Here is a 20,132-nt window from a genome sequence, read left to right as displayed (position 1 = left end):
TCCGTAACGCCATCCCTGAGGCCGCCGGTCGCGTCGCTCGGCTCGCACCACGAACGTCACGCGTTCGTGGTGCGAGCCGACCAGGACGTGCGCCACCGGTTCGGTGACTACGGCGTCGTCACCACCGTCGGCGCCGGCGCGTATCCCGTGGGCCGGGCGGTGAAGGTGCCCCGGCCCTGGGTGCGGCTGCGCAGCCGGGTCGCGTAGCCGAACAGTTCCGCCAACGGCACGGTGGCGGTCACCACCGCCGCGCCGCCGCGCACCTCCGAGTCCGTGACCCGGCCGCGCCGGGCCGCGAGGTCGCCGAGGACTCCGCCGACGGCGTCCTCGGGCACGGTGACCGTGACCTCGACGACCGGCTCGAGCAGCAGCATCACACAGCCGCGGAGAGCCTCCCGCAGCCCGAGCCGGCCCGCCGTGCGGAAGGCCATTTCGGAGGAGTCCTTCACGTGCGTCGCCCCGTCGGTCAGGGTGACCCGAAGCCCCGTGACCGTGTGCCCACCGAGAGGACCCTCGGCGAGGGCGTCCCGGCAGCCGGCCTCGACGGCACGGACGTACTCCTGCGGCACCCTCCCGCCGACGACGGTCGACCGGAACTCGAACCCGTCCTCCAGCGGCTCGACATCAAGGACGACATGCGCGAACTGCCCGGCGCCGCCGTCCTGTTTGACGTGCCGGAAGACCAGTCCGGACACCCCGCGACCGACCGTCTCGCGGTAGGTGACACGCGGCCGGCCGACGTTGACCTCCAGCCCGAGGCTGCGGCGGATCTTCTCCACCGCGACCTCCAGATGGAGTTCACCCATGCCCGACAGCACCGTCTGCCCCGTCTCGGGATCGGTCCGGACGGTCAACGACGGGTCCTCCTCGGCCAGCCGGGCGAGCGCGGAGACCAGCCGTTCGGCGTCGACGCTCCGGGGCGGCTCGACCGCCACCGAGACGACCGGATCGGCGACACCGGGTGGTTCGAGGACGAGCGGGGCATCGGGCGCGCACAGGGTCGAGCCCGCGCGGGCCGACTTCAGCCCCACCACGGCGACGATGTCCCCGGCGACCGCGCGCTCCAACGGCGCGTGCCGGTCGGCCTGGACCCGCAGGATCCGGCCGATCCGTTCGGTGCGCCGCGCGGTCGCGTCCCACACCGTGTCTCCCTTCTCGATCGTTCCGGAGTACACCCGCAGGTAGGTGAGCCGGCCGGTGGGGGTGGCGCTGACCTTGAACGCGAGGGCCGCGAAGGGGGCGGTGGGGTCGGCGGGGCGTTGCTCGTCGGCGCCATGGTGCATACCGGATACCGCGTGCATACGGGATTCCGCCTGCACGCCGGGTGTCGCCCGTACACCGGATGCCGACTGCACACCGGATACCGCCCGCGCACCGGATCCCGGCTGCATACCGCGTACAGCCGGCACGTCCAGGGGCGACGGCAGACAGTCCACCACCGCGTCGAGCAGCGGCTCGATCCCCCGGTTGCGGTAGGCCGAGCCGCACAGCACGACCACACCGTCGCCGGTGCGGGTCAGGTCGCGCAGGGCGGTGGTGAGGGTTTCGGCCGACAGCGTCTCCCGGTCGCAGAACTCCTCCAGCGCGGCCGGATGGCGTTCCGCCACCGCCTCCTCCAGCAGTCGGCGCCGGCGCAGCGCCTCGTCCCGCAGTTCCTCCGGCACGGGCCCGTCGACGGCCGCTCCGCCTCCGTCGTCCCAGATCAGCGCGCGCATGCGCAGCAGGTCGACGACGCCGGTGAAGGCGTCCTCCGCGCCGATGGGCAGCTGGACCACCAGCGGGGCCGGGTGGAGCCGTCCACGGATCGACGCCACGGCCGTGTCGAGGTCGGCGCCCGCCCGGTCCATCTTGTTGACGAACGCGATCCTCGGCACGCCGTGCCGGTCGGCCTGCCGCCACACGGACTCGCTCTGCGGTTCCACGCCGGCGACGGCGTCGAAGACGGCGACCGCCCCGTCGAGCACCCGCAGTGAACGCTCCACCTCGTCGGCGAAGTCGACGTGACCCGGGGTGTCGATCAGGTTGATGCGGTGTCCGTCCCAGGTGCAGCTGACGGCCGCGGCGAAGATGGTGATCCCACGGTCGCGCTCCTGGGGGTCGAAGTCGGTGACGGTCGTCCCGTCGTGGACCTCACCGCGCTTGTGCGTGGTCCCGGTGGCATACAGGATCCGCTCCGTGACGGTGGTCTTTCCCGCGTCGACGTGGGCGAGGATGCCCAGGTTGCGCACGGCGGCGAGGTGACGGTCGAGGTGGTTGCGCACGGCCCTTGGCCTTTCAGGGTGTTTCCGGGAACGGGCAGCGCGATTTCCGACGAGCAAGTGTCTGATGCATCAACGGGTCCCCTGCGGCCCGGACAGGTCATGGCCACAGGGGATGAGACTGTCGGAGTCCGAAGTTCGGAGTTTCCTGAGGTCCCGAAGTACTGAGGGCTCGTCAGCTCATCCGGTGTCGGCCGCGCAGCGGACACCGGACGGACGAAGACACGAGGATCACCTCGTAGCGGGAACGGGGAGCGGCGACAGCGGTGTGGTCACGCATGGCGGGCTCCCCTCGTTCGTCGCGGTGACGCGCTGCCCCCCGTGTCGTGGGCGGCGCAGGACGTGTGGTGAGTGTAGGGGGGAACAGGCGAGCATGGCACGGGATTATTGGCCGCCCGCCCCCTCGGGTGCCGGGCCGCCCGTCGCCTCCCTCGGGTGCCGGGCCGCCCGCTCCCCCCTCGGTGCCGGGCCGCCAGTTCCCCCCTCGGACATCCGAGGGACCCGCCCACTCGGGCATGCGAGCGGCGGCCTTACCCCCTCGGTCAGGCGAGCGCCTCCACCTCTGCCTCGGCGTCCCGGGCCGCGTAGAAGTGCCGCCGCACCCGCCGCAGCCACGCGTCGGCGGCTGTCTCGTCGGGCTGTTCGGGCAGGACGCTGCGTGCCTCGTCGAACGCCGCCTCGAACCGGCGCAGCAGCGGCAGCGCCGCCTCGGGGTCCGCGGCCGCCTCCTCGCCGAACCGGTGGTAGCTCTCCGGGTCGTCGACGCGGATGGTCAACTGCCCCGTCGTATACAGCTCGTAGCCTTGCTGGCACAGCCGTTTGAGGTGACGGGCGTGTTTGGCGGTGCGTTTGCGGGTGTCCGCGGAGAAGGAGCCGTCGCCGCGGCTCTGGAGCTTCCTGAACTGCTGGGTGGCGTAGCCGAGATAAGCGTCGCGGACCCGGCGGGCGCTGAGGAACGTCGTACGGATGCCGACGAGTTCGTCGCCCAGCGGGGTCCGCATCTCGTACAGGTCCTCGGGGAGCCAGACGAGTTCCGTCACGGTGGGGTTGCCGCCGAGGGCGAGCCGGCACCACTTCGCGGCCTCGTGCAGGGTGCGGTCGGGTGCCGTACTGACGTGGGACTCCTTCGGCGGGTGCAGGCCGTGCAGCGCCTCGGTGGGGGCCGCGAACAGACCGAGTCGGTCCACGTCGGACCCTTCGTGCGCGAGCCCGTAGGCGGTCGAGCCGACGATCCCGGACAGCAGGACGTTCTGGACGGTCACAGGAGCCCCCGGTGGTGATCTGTGGTGATCTGCCGCCGCCTCGGGCGGGCGGGCGACGGGACCGTCATGATGCCTCGGCGACCGGCCCGGTCACCTCGCATTTTCGAGGCCGCGGCGGGTTTCGGGTCCTCCTTGGGCCCGCTCGGCGCGTTCACCCGTCCGGCTCAGTGCGCTGGTCACGCGGCCGGGCCGGTGGTGCGGTGGAGGGGCAGGGGGCAGCCGCCCGGGGCACGCACGCACCGGGGAACCGTCCCGTCCTCAGGAGGCACCCGTGACCACCCCGCGCCCGTCCCGCCCGGCCCACCGGGCCTACCCCGCCCCCACGGCCCCCACGGCGCCCACGGCTCGCACGGCCCTGGCTCGTACGGCTCGTCCGATGCGTACGGCCCGCCCCGCCCATGTCCTGGCCGCCGCCCTGGCGACCGGGGCGCTGCTGGCCACGGCGGCCTGTTCCGGCGGTGGCGGCGGTGCGACGGCCGGCGCGGACACCGCCGCCTCCCCCCTCACCGAACGGCGCGCCGCCGAACGGCCTCTCGCCCAGTTGCCCCTCCCTCAGCGACCGCTCGCCCAGCAGACCACCACCCCGTCGGCCTCCCCTCACCTGACGGAGGCCGGCGCGCGGAGCGCGCTGGTCACGGAGGCGGACCTGGAGGACGACTGGACGCAGGTGAAGAACGCGGCGACCTGGCGGGACTCGCTGCTCATCGGACAGGTGGACGCGGCCGAGTTCCTCACCGGCAAGTCCGACGCCGCCGACTGCCAGCGCCTCCTCGACGCGCTCTACGACGACACCCTGCTGGGCCGCCCGTCCGGGGCGTCGGCGCTCACCGGGTTCCAGCAGGGCGAGTCCCGGCTGCTCTACCAGGTCGCCGCCTACCGGCAGGCCGACCTGGACAAGTCGCTGGACTGGCTGGAGTCGCTGCCCGAGAAGTGCGACCAGTTCACCGTGACCGGCGGTGACGGCGGTGAACGGACCGTCCAGGTCGTCGAGGCCTCGCTGCCCAAGGAGGGCGACGCCCGGCAGGGCCTGACGGTGACGGTGAAGGGCACCACGGCCGGCGACCCGGTGACGCTCACCCTGGACGTGGCCGCCGTACGCGTCGGCACCACCGCGATCACGGTCACCAACGGCGGGCTCGCCGGAGCCGACCACGACAGCACCGGGACCGCCGTGCAGCAGGGCACCCAGCGCCTGAAGGACGTGCTGGCCGGGCGGACCCCGAAGGCCCAGCCGGGCCAGCTGGACTAGCCGCACTGGCCGGACTGGCCGGACTGGCCGGACTGGCCGGACTGGCCGCCGAACTGCCGCCTGCCGTCGGCCTGTTCCCCCGCCATGCACTATGTGACATATTACTGCTGTGATCAGCCAACCGAGCTGTGACGTGGTGGTCGTCGGCGCCGGCATGGTGGGCGCCGCGTGCGCGCTGTACGCGGCGCGCGCCGGGCTGGACGTCGTGGTGGTGGACCGGGGCCCGGTGGCCGGCGGCACGACGGGGGCGGGCGAGGGCAATCTCCTCGTCTCCGACAAGGAGCCCGGCCCCGAGCTCGAACTCGCCCTGCTGTCGAGCCGGTTGTGGAGCGCACTGGCTCAGGAGCTGGGTGAGGTGGTCGAGTACGAGGCGAAGGGCGGCCTCGTCGTCGCCTCCACGCCCGAGGCGCTGGCCGCCCTGACCGAGCTGGCGGCGGGACAACGGGCGGCCGGGGTGCGGACGGCCGACGTCCCCGCCGATCGACTCGCCGACGCCGAACCGTACTTGGCGCCGGACCTCGCGGGCGGCGTGCTGTATCCGCAGGACGCGCAGGTCATGCCCACCCTGGCCGCCGCCCACCTCCTGCGGGCCTCGGGAGCGCGCCTGGCGACCGGCCGCACGGTGACCGGGGTGCTGCGCGGGTCCGACGGCGCCGTGCGCGGGGTGCGCACCGATCGCGGCGACGTCCTCGCGCCGGCCGTGGTGAACGCGGCCGGCACCTGGGGCGGCGAGGTCGCCGCACTCGCCGGAGTCACCCTGCCCGTCCTGCCTCGCCGCGGCTTCGTCCTGGTCACCGAGCCGCTGCCGCGCCGGGTGCGACACAAGGTGTACGCCGCCGACTACGTGGCCGACGTCGCCAGCGGCTCGGCCGCTCTGCAAACCTCACCGGTCGTCGAGGGCACCGCTGCCGGGCCGGTCCTGATCGGTGCGAGCCGTGAACGGGTGGGCTTCGACCGGTCGTTCTCGCTGTCGGTCGTACGCGAGCTGGCGGCGGGGGCGACGCGGCTCTTCCCCTTCCTCGCGCGCGTCCGGGCGATGCGCACCTACCTCGGTTTCCGCCCCTACATGCCGGACCACCTGCCCGCCGTCGGACCGGACCCGCGGGTGCCCGGCCTGTTCCACGCCTGCGGCCACGAGGGCGCGGGCATCGGCCTCGCGACCGGCACCGGGCACCTGATCGCGCAGACCCTGACCGGCAAGACCCCCGACCTGGACCTCGCGCCGTTGCGCCCCGACCGCTTCCCCGAGGAGGCCGCGCAGTGAACCCGCTGAAGCTGGTCCGGGCCCGTCCCGGCACCCCGTTCACCGTCACGTTCGACGGCCGGCAGGTCGAGGCGCTGCCCGGGCAGACGGTCGCCGCCGCGCTGTGGTCGGCGGGCGTCACCTCCTGGCGCACCACGCGAAGCGGCGGCCGGCCCCGCGGGGTCTTCTGCGGCATCGGCGTGTGCTTCGACTGTCTGGTGACCGTCGACGGCCGCCCGAACCAGCGGGCCTGCCTGGTGCCGGCCGTGCCGGGCGCGGACATCCGTACGCAGGAGGGGACGGGCCACGATGACTGAACGACCGGTGCTCGCGGTGATCGGGGCCGGCCCGGCGGGGCTCGCCGCCACCCTGGCCGCCGCCGCGCGGGGCGTTCACGTCGTCCTGGTCGACTCCGCCGCCGAGCCGGGAGGACAGTTCTACCGCCGGCCCGCCCGCGGCCTCGGCGCCCGGCGCCCCCAGGCGCTCCACCACCAGTGGCGCACCCGGGAACGGCTGGGCGAAGGCCTGGTCGCCCACCTCGCCGCCCGGCGTGTCACACACCTGAGCGACCACCATGTGTGGTGCGTGGAGAGGGAGCCGGCCGGATTCACGGTGCACGCGCTGCTCGGCCCGGAGCAGGAGGAGGCGGTGGCGGTCCACGCCGACGGGGTGCTCCTGGCGACCGGTGGATACGAGAAGGTCCTGCCGTTCCCCGGGTGGACCCTGCCGGGCGTGGTCACCGCCGGCGGCGCGCAGGCCCTGCTGAAGGGCGGTCTCGCCCTGCCGGGCCGCACGGCCGTCGTGGCCGGTACGGGCCCCCTGCTCCTGCCCGTCGCCACCGGCCTCTCGGCGGCGGGCGCCCGCGTCACGGCACTGGTCGAGTCGGCCGACCCGCGCGCCTTCGTCCGCCGGTCGGGGGAAGCGGGGGACTTCGTGCGCCGTGCCCGCGCCCTGGTCGCACAGCCCGCCAAGCTCACCGAGGCCGCGGGTTACGCCGTCGCGCTCCTTCTCGCCCGCACCCGGGTGATGGTTCGTCACGCCGTCCTGGAGGCGCACGGCCGTGACCGTGTGGAGGCCGTGACCGTCGCCGCACTCGACGCCGAGGGGCGGGCGGTACCCGGCAGCGAGCGGCGCCTGGCCTGCGACGCCCTCGCCGTCGGCCACGGCCTGCTGCCGCACACGGATCTCGCCGAGGGGATCGGCTGCCGCCTCGACGGGCCGGCCGTGCACGTCGACGACGAACAGCGCACCGACGTCCCCGGCGTGTGGGCCGCCGGCGAGACCACGGGCGTGGGGGGCGCGGGTCTGTCGCTCGCCGAGGGTCACATCGCCGGACGGTCCGCCGCCGCCCGCCTGAACGGCACCGCACCCGACCCGCGCGCCTGGGCCGCGGCCGCCCGGTCCCGTGCCCGGCTGCGGGCGTTCTCCGCGGAACTCGACGGCGGGTACGCGGGGCCCGCGCGGTGGGCGGAGCGGGTGTCCGACGCGACGGTGGTGTGCCGGTGCGAGGAGGTCACCGCCGGTGCCGTCCGCGAGGCCGTCGGGCTCGGCGCGGGCGACCTGCGCACCGTGAAGCTGCTGACCCGGGCGGGTATGGGCTGGTGCCAGGGCCGGATGTGCGAGCCCGGCGTCGCAGGGGTCGCGGGGTGCGCGCTCGCCCCGGGGCGACGGCTGTTGGCCCGTCCCGTGCCACTGGGCGTGCTGGCCGCGCCGCCCGGCCCCCGAGGAGACCACGGTGAGCCGCCACCACCACAGCCTCAGTGATATGTCACATGCCACTTCAATGACGTCACCTTGATGGCCCGTCCCATGGATGGCCCGTCCCATGGATGGCCCGTCCCATGGATGGTCCGTCCCATGGATGGTCCGCCACCAGGACCACGTGCTGCCGCCACCCCGCCCCTGCCCTTCCCCCTGCCCCTGCCCCTGCCCCCGGAAGAGAGGTTCTCTCCCATGACCGCTCCCCGCTCCCGCCCCTGGCGCGGCGTCCTCGTCGCCACCGCGCTCCCCTTCGACGACGACCTCCGCGTCGACCACGACCGCTACGCCGACCACTGCGCCTGGCTCGTCGCGAACGGCTGCGACGGCGTCGTCCCGAACGGCTCGCTCGGCGAGTACCAGGTGCTCACGCCCGAGGAGCGCGCCCGGGTCGTCGAGACCGCGGTGGCCGCGGTCGGCGGGGAGCGGGTCATGCCCGGAGTCGCCGCGTACGGTTCGGCGGAGGCGCGCCGCTGGGCCGAGCAGGCGCGGGAGGCGGGGTGCGGGGCGGTGATGCTGCTGCCGCCCAACGCCTACCGCGCCGACGAGCGGGCGGTCGTGGCGCACTACGCGGAGGTGGCGAAGGCGGGGCTGCCGGTCGTGGCGTACAACAACCCGGTCGACACCAAGGTCGACCTCGTGCCCGAACTGCTCGCCCTGCTGCACCGCGAGGGTCTCGTGCACGGTGTCAAGGAGTTCTCCGGTGACGTCCGCCGCGCCTACCGGATCGCCGAACTCGCCCCGGACCTCGACCTGCTGGTGGGTGCCGACGACGTCCTGCTGGAACTGGCGGTGGCCGGCGCGAAGGGCTGGGTGGCCGGTTACCCGAACGCGCTGCCCCGGGCCTCGGTGGAGTTGTACCGTGCCGCCGTCGCCGGGGACCTCACCACCGCGCTGCCCCTGTACCGTCAGCTGCACCCGCTGCTGCGCTGGGACTCGCGGGTGGAGTTCGTGCAGGCCATCAAGGTGTCGATGGACGTCGTGGGCCGCCACGGCGGACGCTGCCGGCCGCCGCGCGTACCGCTGCCGCCGGAGCAGGAGGCGACCGTCCGCGCGGCCACCGAGAAGGCCGTCGCCGCGGGCCTCGCGTGACACCGGCGCGGAACCTCGCCACCCGCGGGAAAGGGAAGCCATGCGCAGCAAACTCGTCCTGCACGCCGTCGACTCGCACACCGAGGGCATGCCCACCCGGGTGATCACCGGTGGGATCGGCACCATCCCCGGCGCGACCATGAACGAGCGGCGGCTGTACTTCCGTGAACACCTCGACGACCTGCGCCGGTTGCTGATGAACGAGCCGCGCGGTCACTCCGCGATGAGCGGTGCGATCCTCCAGCCGCCCACCCGCCCGGACTGCGACTGGGGCGTCGTCTACATCGAGGTCTCCGGCTGTCTGCCGATGTGCGGGCACGGCACGATGGGCGTGGCGACCGTGCTCGTGGAGACCGGCATGGTCGAGGTCGTCGAGCCCGTCACGACCATCCGCCTGGACACCCCGGCGGGGCCGGTGGTCGCCGAGGTGGCGGTGCGGGACGGCGCCGCGACCGCGGTGACCTTGCACAACGTCCCGTCCTTCGCGGTCGCCCTGGACCGCAGGATCACCCTGCCCGACGGCCGGACGGTGACGTACGACCTCGCCTACGGCGGGAACTTCTACGCCGTCCTGCCGCTGGAGCAGTTCGGGCTGCCCTTCGACCGTTCCCGCAAGGACGACATCCTGCGGGCCGGACTGTCGCTGATGGAGGCCGTCAACGCCGAGGCGGAGCCGGTCCATCCGGAGGATCCGTCCGTCCGGGGCTGCCACCACGTCCACCTGTACGCGCCCGGCTCCACCGCCCGCCACTCCCGGCACGCGATGGCCATCCACCCCGGCTGGTTCGACCGCTCCCCCTGCGGTACGGGCACCAGCGCGCGCATGGCGCAGCTGCACGCGCGGGGCGAACTGCCGCTGCACACCGAGTTCGTGAACGAGTCCTTCATCGGCACCCGTTTCACCGGCCGGCTGCTCGGTACGACGGAGGTCGCCGGCGTGCCCGCGGTGCTGCCCAGCTTCACCGGCCGCGCCTGGATCACCGGCACGGCCCAGTACCTGCTGGATCCGACGGACCCGTTCCCGGCCGGGTTCGTGCTGTGACGGCACGCCCCCGGTCGACGACATGCCGGATATCGCATACAGAAGCCTCCCGGCGGGCCGAGGTGCGGGAGCCGGCCGTGGATACTGGTGGCACGTGACATGGCACAGCCCCTCCAAGGAGATCCTCCATGGCCGCCCCCCGCAGCAGCAGCCCCTCGACCGCCGCAGCCGTGCCCGCCCCCGCTCTGCCCGTGCTCGGCGGTCGTCGCAGCAGCTACCGGGAGCGGGTCGCCGACGCCCTGCGGGCCGCGCTGATCGCGGGTGAACTGCGGCCGGGCGAGGTGTACTCGGCGCCCGCCCTGGCCGCCCGCTTCGGCGTCTCGGCGACCCCGGTGCGCGAGGCGATGCTGGATCTCGCGAAGGAGGGCCTGGTCGACGCGGTACCCAACAAGGGGTTCCGGGTCACCGAGGTCTCCGACCGGCAGCTCGACGAGTACACGCAGGTCCGCGCGCTGATCGAGATCCCGACGGTGGTCGCGCTGGCGACGGCCGCCGACCCGGTGTCGCTGGAGGCGCTGCGCCCGGCGGCCCGCGAGATCGTCACCGCGGCGGTGGCGGGCGACCTCATCGCCTACGTCGAGGCCGACACCCGCTTCCACCTCGGTCTGCTCGCCCTCGCCGGGAACTCCCACCTCGTCGAGGTGGTCCGCGACCTGCGCGGCCGGGCCCGTCTCTACGGTCTGACCGCCCTCTCGGCCTCCGGCCGTCTGCTGGCCTCCGCCGAGGAACACCTGGAACTCCTGGACGCGCTGCTGGCCCGCGACGAGCGGGCCGTGCACGAGGTCATGACCCGGCACCTGGGGCACGTGCGGGGGCTGTGGGCGTCCGCACGGGCGTAGGGACACCGGCTCGTCCCCCGGCACAAGAGCGGCTTCTGTGATCTTTGTCGCTGGCGTGAGGAGAGTGCCGGATGGGCAGGCATTGCGCGTGTGCGCAAAAGTCGTGTCGTTCCTGTGGGGGAAACCGTGAGTGTGTGCCTGATCGGTGCAGGCCTGTCGGGACTGGCCACGGCACACGCCCTCAAGGCGGCGGGAGTTGACTTCGTCTGCCTCGAGAAGGCATCCGACGTCGGCGGGATCTGGCGACGGCCGCAGGCCGGCGAGCGCGGGCCGGGCTACCTGTCGCTCCACCTCAACACCACGAAACGGCTCACCGGTTACGCCGACCACCCGATGCCGGCCTCGTACCCGGTCTACCCCCGGCACAGTCAAGTCGCCTCCTACCTGCGCTCGTTCGCCGAGTGGGCCGGCGTGCTGGAGCACATCGAACTGGAGACGACCGTCGAGTCCGTGCGGCGGGCGGCCGACGGTTCCTGGACGGTCGTCAGCGTGGACGCCGGCGGCGCCCGCACGTCCCGGAGCTTCGCGCAGGTGGTCGTGGCCTCGGGGCACAACACCGAGCCGTCCCTGCCGACGCCGCCCGCCGGCTGCGAAACGTTCACAGGAACGATTCTGCATGCCCTCGACTACCGTGACGGCAGCGATCACACCGGCCAGGACGTCGTCGTCGTGGGGCTCGGCGCCTCGGCCGTGGACATCGCCGCGGACCTCTCCCGGTACGCCGCGCAGACCCTGCTGTCCGTGCGCCGGGGGCTGCACGTCCTGCCCAAGCAGCTCTTCGGCATGCCGCTCGACGAGGTAGCCGAGGCGCCGTGGTGGACCAGCATGGCGCTGGACGAGCAGCGCCGTTTCATCGAGCAGGCCCTGCTCGTCGCCCGCGGCAAGCTCTCCGACTACGGCCTGCCCGAACCGGACCACCCGATCTTCGCCTCGGCCGTGACCATATCGGACGAGATCCTCAGCCGTATCCGCCACGGCGGGGTCGTTCCCAAGCCCGCCATCGACTTCCTCGACGGCGGTCGCGTGGTCTTCACCGACGGCTCGTCCGCGCGGGCCGACGCGATCGTCTACTGCACCGGGTACCGGATGGCCTTCCCGTTCCTGCCCGCGGACTGCCCGCTCGGACCGCGGGGCTCGGTCGAGTTGTACAAGCGTGTCGTCGCGCCCGGTCACCCCGGTCTGTACTTCGTCGGCCTGGTGCGTCCGCACGGCTCCATCACCCGCCTGGTGGAGGCGCAGTCCCGCTGGATCGCCAGGATCGTCACGGGCCGGGCGGTGCTGCCGGAGCCCGAGGTCATGCGCAAGGAGATCGCCGCGTACCTGAGCGGCATCGCGGGCCAGTACGGCCAGGCGGAGAGCGCCTCGATCCAGGTGAACGTGGCTCCGTATCTTCAGGAGCTCCAGGAGGAGTGACGTCGCGTCAGGCCTGAGGCGGGGTTCCGCCGGGGTCGGCACACGCGGAGGTCTCCCTCCGTGGGCCGGCCCCTCGGTCGTGCCGCCGCCTCGGCGGTCCGGTCCGGGCGCGCGTGGGGCGAAGGCGTCGCCGTGGATCGAGGGGAGCGGTTCGGCGACATCGGCGTACGGCTCCCCCCACAGGTCCCGCTGTTTCGCCGTTACCCCGCGGTCGCGGCCTCGGCGGGCAGGAGGCCGACGGGCGGGCGGACCGCGTACGACTCCGAGGAGATGTACGTCGTCACCCGGGGCGGGTGACCCTGCTGGTGGGCGAGCGCCAGGTAGGCGATGAGTCCCCCGCCCTCCTCCGGTCGCCGCGAGGTGACGGCGGCCACCGCCCGCACCAGCGGGGCCGGATCCAGTCCGTGGTGACCGAGCAGGGCCGTGGCGCGGTGCAGGGCCTCACCGTCGTGCCGGACGTAGTCGCGGACCGGGACGTAGAGGGTGAAGCCGCTGGGCAGGCCGGTCGACGTCTCGGTGAAGGAGTGGCAGGACTGGACGGGCCGGCGGACCGGTCTCCGGTCGTCTCCTCCGGCGGCGTCGGCGTCGTCGCCGGCCGCGATACGGAAGAACGCCTCCGTCTGCGCGGGGGAGGGCCCGCCCTCCATACGGGACAGGGCGCCCGCCTCCGCCGCCGACAGGTCGTGGTGCGCGAGGTACACCTTCACCCTGGGCTCCTCCCAGTCCCCCAGGTCCAGGGCGAAGAACAGGTGACGGTCGCCCGGCGGCAGCGCCTCGAACGCCTGCCGGTGGCCGAGCCGCCGCAGCGCCTTCGCCACGGTCCTGGCGGCACGTTTCTGCCCGGAGGCCGCCGGGTTCAGGTACACCTTGACCCTGGGGACGCCGCCGGGCTGGAGTTCCAGCGCGCACCACAGGGCCAGCGGGCCCTTGGGAGAGGGCGGGAAGAACAGGTCCTCCAGCTCGTCGAGGCGGTCGGTGCTGAAACCCCAGCGCCGCGCCGCCTTGCGGACGGCGCGCAGCCCGGTGCGCCCGTTGCGTGCCAGGCCGCCGGCGCCGCACCCCGGCTCCAGCAGCACCCGCAGGGTCGGTGCCGCGTCCGGTACGAAGGCGAGCGAGAACTCCACCGGCGTGTGGTCGTCGGAGAGGAAGGTCGGCCAGGCGGGCGGCAGGTCCAGCGGCCGCTCGGCGACGGCTCCGAGCATGTCGGTCAGGGTACGCGCGTAGACCTCGGAGTCCTTGGTGTCCAGCCCGGCGACCTCGCAGAGTCGCAGCAGCTGGCCCGCCGTACGGCCGCCCACGGTGTCGGCACCCAGAGCCTTCGCGGAGTCGAGCCGGCGGGCGCTCACCGGCCCTCCCGCCACGGGCGGGAGGGGGCAAGAAGATACCCGCCTGCAAAGGCGGGTATCGGGAGACTCACCACGGTGGGGTGTCGTAGGGGGACAGAGTCGGTGGATATGTGGTCCACGGCACTTCCTTCGGCTCGTGAGCAACACGGATTACCGCAGGACTCACTACCCCCGAGGTTGAAACTTCATACAACCGTGGAGAGTTGGGTGATGTTGTGCGAATCACCTCGTCAGCCAGTTGAGGAACTGGCTCCAGACACCGTTGCGTTCGGTCCTGCGCCCCGTCTGCTGGGCGGGTTCGGGGCGGGCGGCCGCCTCGGCGCTCGCCCGGGCGGCGGGCCGGCGCACGGCCGCCACGGGGGTGAAGCGGGCGGGCAGGGCGGCGAGACCCCGGTTGAAGGGGCCGGGGCGCCAGGTGAGGCTGTCCTCGGGTACGGCCAGTTCGACGTCGGGGAGCTTGTTGAGCAGGTTCTCGATGGCGGTCACCGTGATCTGCCGGGCGGGCTCCTTGGACGGGCAGGCGTGCGGGCCCGCGCTCCACGCGAGGTGGGCGCGGTTGCTGCCCGCCTGGCGCGCGGCCGTCAGCGCCGGGCCGGTGTTGGCGGCCGCGAAGCTGACCAGCACCAGGTCGCCCGCCTGGAACTTCTGCCCGGCGAACTCCATGTCGGACGCCGGATAGTGCGGGGCGAGGTTCTGCATCGGCGGGTTCTCCCACAGCGTGTCGTCGATCGCCTCGTCGATCAGACCGCCCTGGTGGGCGTACGCGTCATGGGTGAGGAGCCGGTGCAGGGTGTTGCCGATGAGGTTGCGCAGCGGCTCGTTGCCGCCCACCAGCAGCAGGGCGAGCTGGTGGACCATCTCCTCGTCGGTCAGGCCCGCCTGGTGCTGCATCATCCAGGTGGTGACGTCGTCGCCGGGCCTGGCCCGCTTGAGCGCCACCAGCTCGCCGACGGCCCCGAACAGCACCCCCATCGCCCGCTCGGCGTTGATGCCGTCGAACATGCCGGTGATGCCGTAGACGACGCGGTCGCCGATGTCGGCGGGGCAGCCGAAGAGTTCGTTGAACACGAACAGCGGCAGCTGCTTGGCGTAGTCGGCGAGCAGGTCGGCCGAACCGCGGGGGCCGACCTGGGAGATGAGGTAGTCGGAGACCTGCTCGGTGCTCCGGCTCACCTTGCTGGAGTCGACGCGGGCCATGCTGTCCGTGACGGCCTGACGCAGCCTCAGGTGCTCGGCGCCGTCACTGAACATGCAGTTGGGGCGGTAGGACAGGACGGGGGCGACCGGGCTGTCCGGGGCGATCCTGCCCTCGTTGAAGTCACGCCAGCGGCGCGCGTCCTTGCGGAAGGAACCGGAGTCCTGGAGGAGTTGGAGCGCGGTGGCGTAGTCGGTGACGAGGGTCGCCTCGACGCCGGGGGCGAGTTCGACGGGCGCGGTGGGCCCGAAGTGGCGGAGGTAGGTGTAGTACGCCTGCGGGTCGGCCGCGAACTCCGGCCCGTACAGCGGCACTCTGCCGCCGGTGTTGTGCGCCGGGCACCCGGGCGGGGGCACCGGAGCGGTGGGTTGGTCCATGTCTGCTCCTAGTGGGCACGGTCCTGCAAGTGGCGGACGAGGGTGATGAGCGCTTCGGCCGACGACTGCTCGTCCCGCGCGTCGCAGGTGACGACGGGGGTGTCGTCGAGCAGATCCAGTGCCTCGCGCAGCGCCCTCTCGTCCCGCAGGGGGGCGCCGTCGAAGTGGTTGACGGCGATGGCGTAGTCGAGTCCGTACTGCTCGATCAGGTCGATCACGGCGAAGGAGTCCGCGAGCCGCTCGGGGTCGACGAGCACCAGGGCACCGAGCGCGCCGCGGGCCATGTCCTCCCACATCTGCACGAAACGCTGCTGGCCCGGCGTTCCGAACAGGTAGAGCACGACCCGGTCGCTGATGGTCAGGCGGCCGAAGTCCATGGCGACCGTGGTGGTGGTCTTGCCCTGGACGCCCTTGAGGTCGTCGATGGACTCGGCGGCCCGTGTCATCGTCTCCTCGGTGGTCAGCGGTTCGATCTCGGAGATCGCCCCGATGAACGTGGTCTTGCCGACCGCGAAGTGACCGACGACGAGGATCTTCACGGCCGTCTGCGTCTCACCGCCGCGGACGTACGCCTGCTCATCCAAACTTGGCCCTGAGACCATTCAGCACCTCCTCCAGGATGTCCCGGTCGGCGAGCGGGGCCCGCTGTACGGGTGGGCGGGTGATGAGGTAGCCGCCCTCGGTGAGGGCGGCGAGGAGGATCTTCACCACGCCGAGGGGCAGTTGGGTGTGCCCCGCGATCTCGGCGACCGAGAGGTAGCCGGCGGCGCACAGGTCGAGCAGGCTCTGCTCCTCGGGGGACAGCCGGGTGGGCCGCTGCTGCTGGTCGGCGGCCGCCGTGACCAGCGTGATGAGGGAGAGCTGCTCCTCGTCGGGCAGTCCGCGCCCTTTGGTGATGACGTACGGACGCACTAATTCCGGCGTCTGGGGCTCCAGTTCGTCGAAACCGGTCATGACCGTACGCCGAGGTTCTCGCGCGGCGGCGTCGTCAGGGCCTTGCCGAGCTGGCCGACGAGCTGCTGCATACGGAAGGTGATGTCCGCCATGTCGACGTCCGGGGAGGCGGAGACGCCGAGGTAGGCGCCCTCACCGGCGGATATCAGGAAGACCCAGCCCCCGTCGAACTCGACGAGCGTCTGCCGCCACCGCTGCTGCGCGTCCTCACAGAAGAAGGCGAGGGAGCGGCTGAGCGACTGCACGCCGCTCATCGCGGCGGCCACGCGGTCGGCGTCGTCCTTGTCGAAGTCCTGCGTCCGGGCCATCAACAGGCCGTCCGCGGAGATGAGGACGGCGTGCAGGGCCCCGGGAATCTCCAGGGCGCTGTCCAGCATCCATGACAGATCGTCGTTCACGAGACCTCATGCCCTTCGCTGCTTGCACCACGTGTGCTGCTCGACTGTTCCGCGGGGTCCGCGTGCGTGGCCCGGCCGGACTGGGTGCCGCGCTGGAAGGCGCCCATGATCGACGCCCGCTCCGCGCCCGAGCGGGCGGGGTCGGGGGCGTTGGACGCGCTGCCGGGCACGATGGCCATCGGCCGCTTGCGGCGCCGCTTGGGCAGGCCGTCGGCGGTGGTGCTGCCCTGGGCCGACGCGGGTTCCGGGCCGTTGCGGGCGGGAGTGGCGGCGGCGGGAACGACCGGCGCCGGCTCTTTCTGCTCGGGCGCGCTGGTGAGCAGGTCGTGCGGCAGGAGGAGGACCGCCCGCACACCGCCGTAGGGCGAGGTGGAGTCGACGGACACCTCGAAGCCGAAGCGTTCGGCGAGCACGCCGATCACCGCGAAGCCGAACTGCGGCGGATTGCCGAGTCCGGAAACACCGGAGACGCGCTCACTGGAGAGGAGTTTCTCGGCACGCGCCCGCTCTTCGTCGTTCATGCCGACACCGGCGTCGTCGACGACGATGCAAATACCCTTGGGCACGGTGCGAATGTTGATCTCGACGACGGTGTCCGGGCTGGAATAGCTCGTGGCGTTGTCGAGAAGTTCCGCGAGAGCCAGGGCCACCGGCTCGACGGCACGGCTCGTGATGCCGAAGTCGACCTGCGAGAGAATTTCCACCCGCCGGAAATGGCGGATCCTTCCCTGCGCGCTGCGGACCACGTCGTACACCGAGGCCACGTCGCGCTGACGGCCCAACCAGCCGTCGCAGAGCACGGCGATGGACTGGGCACGGCGACCGAACTGGGAGTTCGTGTGGTCGATCTCCAGCAAATCCTGGAGAATCACCGACTCACCGTATTTGTTCTGCAGCCGGGAGACAATCAACTGCTGCTCCGCAGCAAGACCCTGAAGTGTCCGCATGGCGGACTTCAGGACCGTTTTGGTTGCCTCATCGGCTCTTTCCTGAGCTGCCTCGACGGATTTCGCGTACCCGTTCTCCAGCTCGGCATGCCGATCCCGGAGATCTGCGAACTCCTGCCTTAACGTCCGCGTCGCCCTGCGTTGACGAACAATGATGGCGACTGCGACGAGTACGGCGACGAGGAGAGCCCAGAGTACCGGGTTCTGTATGTAATCAGTCATAAGACTCTCTTCAGGCGACTGACGGCCAGTTGCTGAATTCCCGTCAATGCGGGTGGACCGGCGGACCGCCCGCACCGGGGTCACCGCCCGGACTGTCCCCGTAGTCGGGGATGTCGTCTTGTACCCATCCGCCCGCTCTACAAGCGCGGTGATCGTATCACCACACGATGCGATCGCAGACAGCCAACGTGACCGCTTCCGACCGACATTGACGGCTCGTCAGACAGGGTGTCGACAGCGGAGCGACAGCCCGCCTCCGGGACAACCGATAAACGTGCTTCCGCCGCATTCGGGAGGTAATCGAGACGTACGGAACCTTCTCCGGAAACCCGAGGGCAACGAAAGGCAAGGAAACGACAAAACCCGCATCCGGGATCCCGGACACGGGTTGCACGACTGCATGAGGGGGGCGACTGCTCACCGAGTGGAATCCGCTCGGCACGGAGAGTGATAAGTGTCCGAGGGGGGACTTGAACCCCCACGCCCGATAAAGGGCACTAGCACCTCAAGCTAGCGCGTCTGCCATTCCGCCACCCGGACCAGGTGTCTGCCGCTACGTGGGGTGTTCTCCCGCGCGGCGACATGGACAACAATACCAAGCTTTCGGAGTGCGTTTCACCTGCGTATCCGCTGGCGGGGCGCCCGTCGGGAGCCGGAACGGGGGGAATTCCGGGCGGACGACGGCGAGTGACCGAACGGTCACCATGATCGCGCGGCGGGCGCCTTCATACGGGGATGCGCGAGGCCCTGAACAGTGCTCCTGGGGGCGCGTCCCCTTATATGGATCGGTCGGCGGGGCGGGCGGCGAGTCGGCTGGGCGGGGGACCGGGCGGGCGGAGGCGGCCCAGGGGAGGGTGGTGGGTGAGGCGACCGGAGGGGTTGGGGGCGGCGCCCTCTGCTGTCGGCGCCGCCCGGAGGAGGTCAGGGCATCAGCTGGTACTCCGGGAAGTTCCCGGGCAGCCGCTCCCCCGCCGGGCCCTGGGTGACCGCCCGCACCAGCAGTTCGCCGCCGACGAACGCGCCCCGCCAGGACGCGCCGAAGCCGCCGAACAGCTCGTCGCGGTCGCCGCGGGAGCGAGGGGCGCCGTGGCCGACCTTGAAGGCGCGGATGTGGGGGGCCAGTCGGTCGTAGGTGGCGCGGTCGTCGGTGGAGAGCGTGGCGACGAGTGCGCCGTTCGACGCATTCATGGCGGCGAGCAGCTCCGCCTCCGTGTCGACGAGGACGATCGTGTCGACCGGGCCGAACGGTTCCGCGTGGTGCAGTGGGGAGGACGGCGGCGGGTTGAGGAGCGTGACCGGCTGGACGTACGCCGAGGTGTCCTGGCCGGGCAGGAAGCGGGCGTCCGCGGGGTTTCCCCGGTACAGCGGGACGGCGCCCCGGTCGACGGCCTCGGCGACCTGGTCGTGCAGTTCCTTGGCCTTGGCGGCGTTGATGACCGGCCCGAAGTCCAGCCGGGGGTAGGGGTCGTCGCGCTTCTCGACGGCGAGCGGGTGTCCGACCGTCAGTGTGCGCACCGCCGGGAGGTACGCCGCGAGGAACGCGTCGAACAGCTCACGCTGGACGACGAAGCGCGGGTACGCCGTGCAGCGCTGCTTGCCGTAGTCGAACAGCTTGGGGACGACCGCCGTGAGCGCGTCCCAGTCGGAGTAGTTCCAGATGCCCCAGGTGTTGAGTCCTTCCTGTTCGAGGATGTGCCGCTTGCCGAGGTCGGCGACGGCCGTGGCCACCGCGGCGCCGGTGTCGCGGCCGCCGACGAAGGAGACGCAGCCGATCTCGGGTGCCCGCACCAGCGCGTCCGACAGCTCGCCCCCGCCGCCGCTGACGAGGGTGACGGGCACGCCCTCGCGTGCGGCGAGCGCACAGGCCAGGGTCAGACAGGCGACACCGCCGTCGGTCGGGGTCTTGGCGATGACCGCGTTGCCCGCCAGGGCTTGGACCAGTACCGCGTGAACGAGCACGCTCATCGGGTAGTTCCAGCTCGCGATGTTGGACACCGGGCCGTCCAGCGGCGCGCGCCCGGCTGCCATCTCCTCGATGCCGTCGACGTACCAGCGCACCCCGTCGACGGCCCGGTCGACGTCGGCCTGCGCGAGCCGCCAGGGCTTGCCGATCTCCCAGACGAGCAGCAGCGCGAGGAGTTCGCGGTGTGCGGTGAGCGCGTCGAGGGTGGCCGCGACGCGGGCGCGGCGTTCCGCCGGCGGGAGGTGCCGCCAGGCGCGGTGCTGGTCGAGCGAGGCGCGGACCGCCCGGTGGACGGTGGCGCGGTCCAGGCGGGGCGGGCCGGCGACGGGGCCGCCGTCGACCGGGCTGGTGGCGGGCAGGGGCCGGCCGTCCGCCTGCCAGGTGCCGTTCCAGAGGTTGAGGACCCGGTCGTCGCGGAAGGCCTCGGGGGCGGCGGCGAGACAACGGTGCCAGGCGTCGGTCCAGGACGTGCCTGCTTTGAGGGTGAGGGTGGTGGCCATGGGGTTGCTCCGCTCTCGGTGCACGGTCGGGGGCGGTTGGGCATGGCTGCGGGGGCCACGGGCAAGGGGTGCGG

The 20,132-nt window shown here is 72.4% G+C and carries 17 protein-coding genes and 1 tRNA gene; 8 read left to right on the top strand and 10 right to left on the bottom strand.

Annotated features, from left to right (window positions below; all coding sequences use genetic code 11):
• Positions 1-107: 107 nt before the first annotated feature.
• Positions 108-2,261, bottom strand: coding sequence for an elongation factor G (locus ACF1A1_RS15835; protein ID WP_392000263.1), 2,154 nt, complete (start codon positions 2,259-2,261; stop codon positions 108-110).
• Positions 2,262-2,800: 539 nt separating this feature from the next.
• Entirely contained in the window at positions 2,801-3,520 is a 720-nt protein-coding gene (locus tag ACF1A1_RS15830) for a DNA polymerase beta superfamily protein (protein ID WP_392000262.1), read from the bottom strand.
• A gap of 376 nt (positions 3,521-3,896) precedes the next feature.
• On the opposite strand from ACF1A1_RS15830, the gene ACF1A1_RS15825 reads away from it, so the two are divergent.
• The 8 genes from ACF1A1_RS15825 to ACF1A1_RS15790 all read left to right on the top strand — a co-directional run bounded on the left by ACF1A1_RS15825 (position 3,897) and on the right by ACF1A1_RS15790 (position 12,156).
• Positions 3,897-4,769, top strand: a complete 873-nt coding sequence (locus ACF1A1_RS15825; protein WP_392000703.1) for a hypothetical protein — start codon at positions 3,897-3,899, stop codon at positions 4,767-4,769.
• 109 nt (positions 4,770-4,878) lie between these two features.
• Positions 4,879-6,033, top strand: a complete 1,155-nt coding sequence (locus ACF1A1_RS15820) for an NAD(P)/FAD-dependent oxidoreductase (RefSeq protein WP_392000261.1) — start codon at positions 4,879-4,881, stop codon at positions 6,031-6,033.
• On the top strand, positions 6,030-6,329 hold the full coding sequence (locus ACF1A1_RS15815) for a (2Fe-2S)-binding protein (RefSeq protein WP_392000260.1): 300 nt from the start codon (positions 6,030-6,032) through the stop codon (positions 6,327-6,329). Before ACF1A1_RS15820 ends, ACF1A1_RS15815 begins: the two co-directional genes overlap by 4 nt.
• Complete coding sequence (locus ACF1A1_RS15810) at positions 6,322-7,776, top strand: FAD-dependent oxidoreductase (protein ID WP_392000259.1); 1,455 nt, start codon at positions 6,322-6,324, stop codon at positions 7,774-7,776. Before ACF1A1_RS15815 ends, ACF1A1_RS15810 begins: the two co-directional genes overlap by 8 nt.
• Before the next feature lie 189 nt (positions 7,777-7,965).
• A complete protein-coding gene (locus tag ACF1A1_RS15805; RefSeq protein ID WP_392000258.1) occupies positions 7,966-8,862 on the top strand; it encodes a dihydrodipicolinate synthase family protein in 897 nt (298 codons plus the stop codon).
• Positions 8,863-8,902: 40 nt separating this feature from the next.
• Positions 8,903-9,904, top strand: coding sequence for a proline racemase family protein (locus ACF1A1_RS15800; RefSeq protein WP_392000256.1), 1,002 nt, complete (start codon positions 8,903-8,905; stop codon positions 9,902-9,904).
• A 128-nt stretch (positions 9,905-10,032) separates the two neighbouring features.
• A complete protein-coding gene (locus ACF1A1_RS15795; RefSeq protein WP_392000254.1) occupies positions 10,033-10,743 on the top strand; it encodes a GntR family transcriptional regulator in 711 nt (236 codons plus the stop codon).
• A gap of 126 nt (positions 10,744-10,869) precedes the next feature.
• Positions 10,870-12,156 carry a flavin-containing monooxygenase gene (locus ACF1A1_RS15790; protein ID WP_392000252.1) on the top strand — a complete coding sequence of 429 codons (1,287 nt, stop codon included), beginning with the start codon at positions 10,870-10,872 and terminating at the stop codon, positions 12,154-12,156.
• Positions 12,157-12,356: 200 nt separating this feature from the next.
• Here the strand turns inward: ACF1A1_RS15790 and ACF1A1_RS15785 are convergent, their stop codons facing one another.
• The 8 genes from ACF1A1_RS15785 to ACF1A1_RS15750 all read right to left on the bottom strand — a co-directional run bounded on the left by ACF1A1_RS15785 (position 12,357) and on the right by ACF1A1_RS15750 (position 20,058).
• Positions 12,357-13,502 (bottom strand): tryptophan dimethylallyltransferase family protein, encoded by a 1,146-nt coding sequence (locus ACF1A1_RS15785; RefSeq protein WP_392000250.1) that lies wholly within the window; start codon positions 13,500-13,502, stop codon positions 12,357-12,359.
• A gap of 222 nt (positions 13,503-13,724) precedes the next feature.
• Positions 13,725-15,074, bottom strand: coding sequence for a cytochrome P450 (locus ACF1A1_RS15780; RefSeq protein WP_392000248.1), 1,350 nt, complete (start codon positions 15,072-15,074; stop codon positions 13,725-13,727).
• A gap of 8 nt (positions 15,075-15,082) precedes the next feature.
• On the bottom strand, positions 15,083-15,676 hold the full coding sequence (locus ACF1A1_RS15775) for an ATP/GTP-binding protein (RefSeq protein WP_392000247.1): 594 nt from the start codon (positions 15,674-15,676) through the stop codon (positions 15,083-15,085).
• Entirely contained in the window at positions 15,651-16,028 is a 378-nt protein-coding gene (locus ACF1A1_RS15770) for a DUF742 domain-containing protein (RefSeq protein WP_392000245.1), read from the bottom strand. Before ACF1A1_RS15770 ends, ACF1A1_RS15775 begins: the two co-directional genes overlap by 26 nt.
• Positions 16,025-16,426 carry a roadblock/LC7 domain-containing protein gene (locus tag ACF1A1_RS15765; RefSeq protein WP_264925766.1) on the bottom strand — a complete coding sequence of 134 codons (402 nt, stop codon included), beginning with the start codon at positions 16,424-16,426 and terminating at the stop codon, positions 16,025-16,027. The genes ACF1A1_RS15770 and ACF1A1_RS15765 overlap by 4 nt, the downstream gene beginning before the upstream one ends.
• Positions 16,423-17,595 carry an ATP-binding protein gene (locus tag ACF1A1_RS15760; protein ID WP_392000244.1) on the bottom strand — a complete coding sequence of 391 codons (1,173 nt, stop codon included), beginning with the start codon at positions 17,593-17,595 and terminating at the stop codon, positions 16,423-16,425. The genes ACF1A1_RS15765 and ACF1A1_RS15760 overlap by 4 nt, the downstream gene beginning before the upstream one ends.
• Positions 17,596-18,050: 455 nt before the next feature.
• Positions 18,051-18,135: transfer RNA gene (locus ACF1A1_RS15755), tRNA-Leu, on the bottom strand.
• 381 nt (positions 18,136-18,516) lie between these two features.
• Positions 18,517-20,058 (bottom strand): aldehyde dehydrogenase family protein, encoded by a 1,542-nt coding sequence (locus tag ACF1A1_RS15750; RefSeq protein WP_392000243.1) that lies wholly within the window; start codon positions 20,056-20,058, stop codon positions 18,517-18,519.
• Between the last annotated feature and the right edge of the window lie 74 nt (positions 20,059-20,132).

The sequence above is a fragment of the Streptomyces sp. NPDC014995 genome, from assembly GCF_043080745.1.
Taxonomy (GTDB): domain Bacteria; phylum Actinomycetota; class Actinomycetes; order Streptomycetales; family Streptomycetaceae; genus Streptomyces.
This window is presented reverse-complemented; position numbering and strand designations above follow the sequence as displayed.

What these genes read in the sequence shown, in the direction of transcription:
- ACF1A1_RS15825 (WP_392000703.1), top strand. Translation starts at nt 3,897, where the DNA reads ATGCGTACGGCCCGCCCCGCCCATGTCCTGGCCGCCGCCCTGGCGACC.
- ACF1A1_RS15810 (WP_392000259.1), top strand. Translation starts at nt 6,322, where the DNA reads ATGACTGAACGACCGGTGCTCGCGGTGATCGGGGCCGGCCCGGCGGGG.
- ACF1A1_RS15805 (WP_392000258.1), top strand. Translation starts at nt 7,966, where the DNA reads ATGACCGCTCCCCGCTCCCGCCCCTGGCGCGGCGTCCTCGTCGCCACC.
- ACF1A1_RS15800 (WP_392000256.1), top strand. Translation starts at nt 8,903, where the DNA reads ATGCGCAGCAAACTCGTCCTGCACGCCGTCGACTCGCACACCGAGGGC.
- ACF1A1_RS15795 (WP_392000254.1), top strand. Translation starts at nt 10,033, where the DNA reads ATGGCCGCCCCCCGCAGCAGCAGCCCCTCGACCGCCGCAGCCGTGCCC.
- ACF1A1_RS15780 (WP_392000248.1), bottom strand. Translation starts at nt 15,074, where the DNA reads ATGGACCAACCCACCGCTCCGGTGCCCCCGCCCGGGTGCCCGGCGCAC.
- ACF1A1_RS15775 (WP_392000247.1), bottom strand. Translation starts at nt 15,676, where the DNA reads ATGGTCTCAGGGCCAAGTTTGGATGAGCAGGCGTACGTCCGCGGCGGT.
- ACF1A1_RS15770 (WP_392000245.1), bottom strand. Translation starts at nt 16,028, where the DNA reads ATGACCGGTTTCGACGAACTGGAGCCCCAGACGCCGGAATTAGTGCGT.
- ACF1A1_RS15760 (WP_392000244.1), bottom strand. Translation starts at nt 17,595, where the DNA reads ATGACTGATTACATACAGAACCCGGTACTCTGGGCTCTCCTCGTCGCC.
- ACF1A1_RS15750 (WP_392000243.1), bottom strand. Translation starts at nt 20,058, where the DNA reads ATGGCCACCACCCTCACCCTCAAAGCAGGCACGTCCTGGACCGACGCC.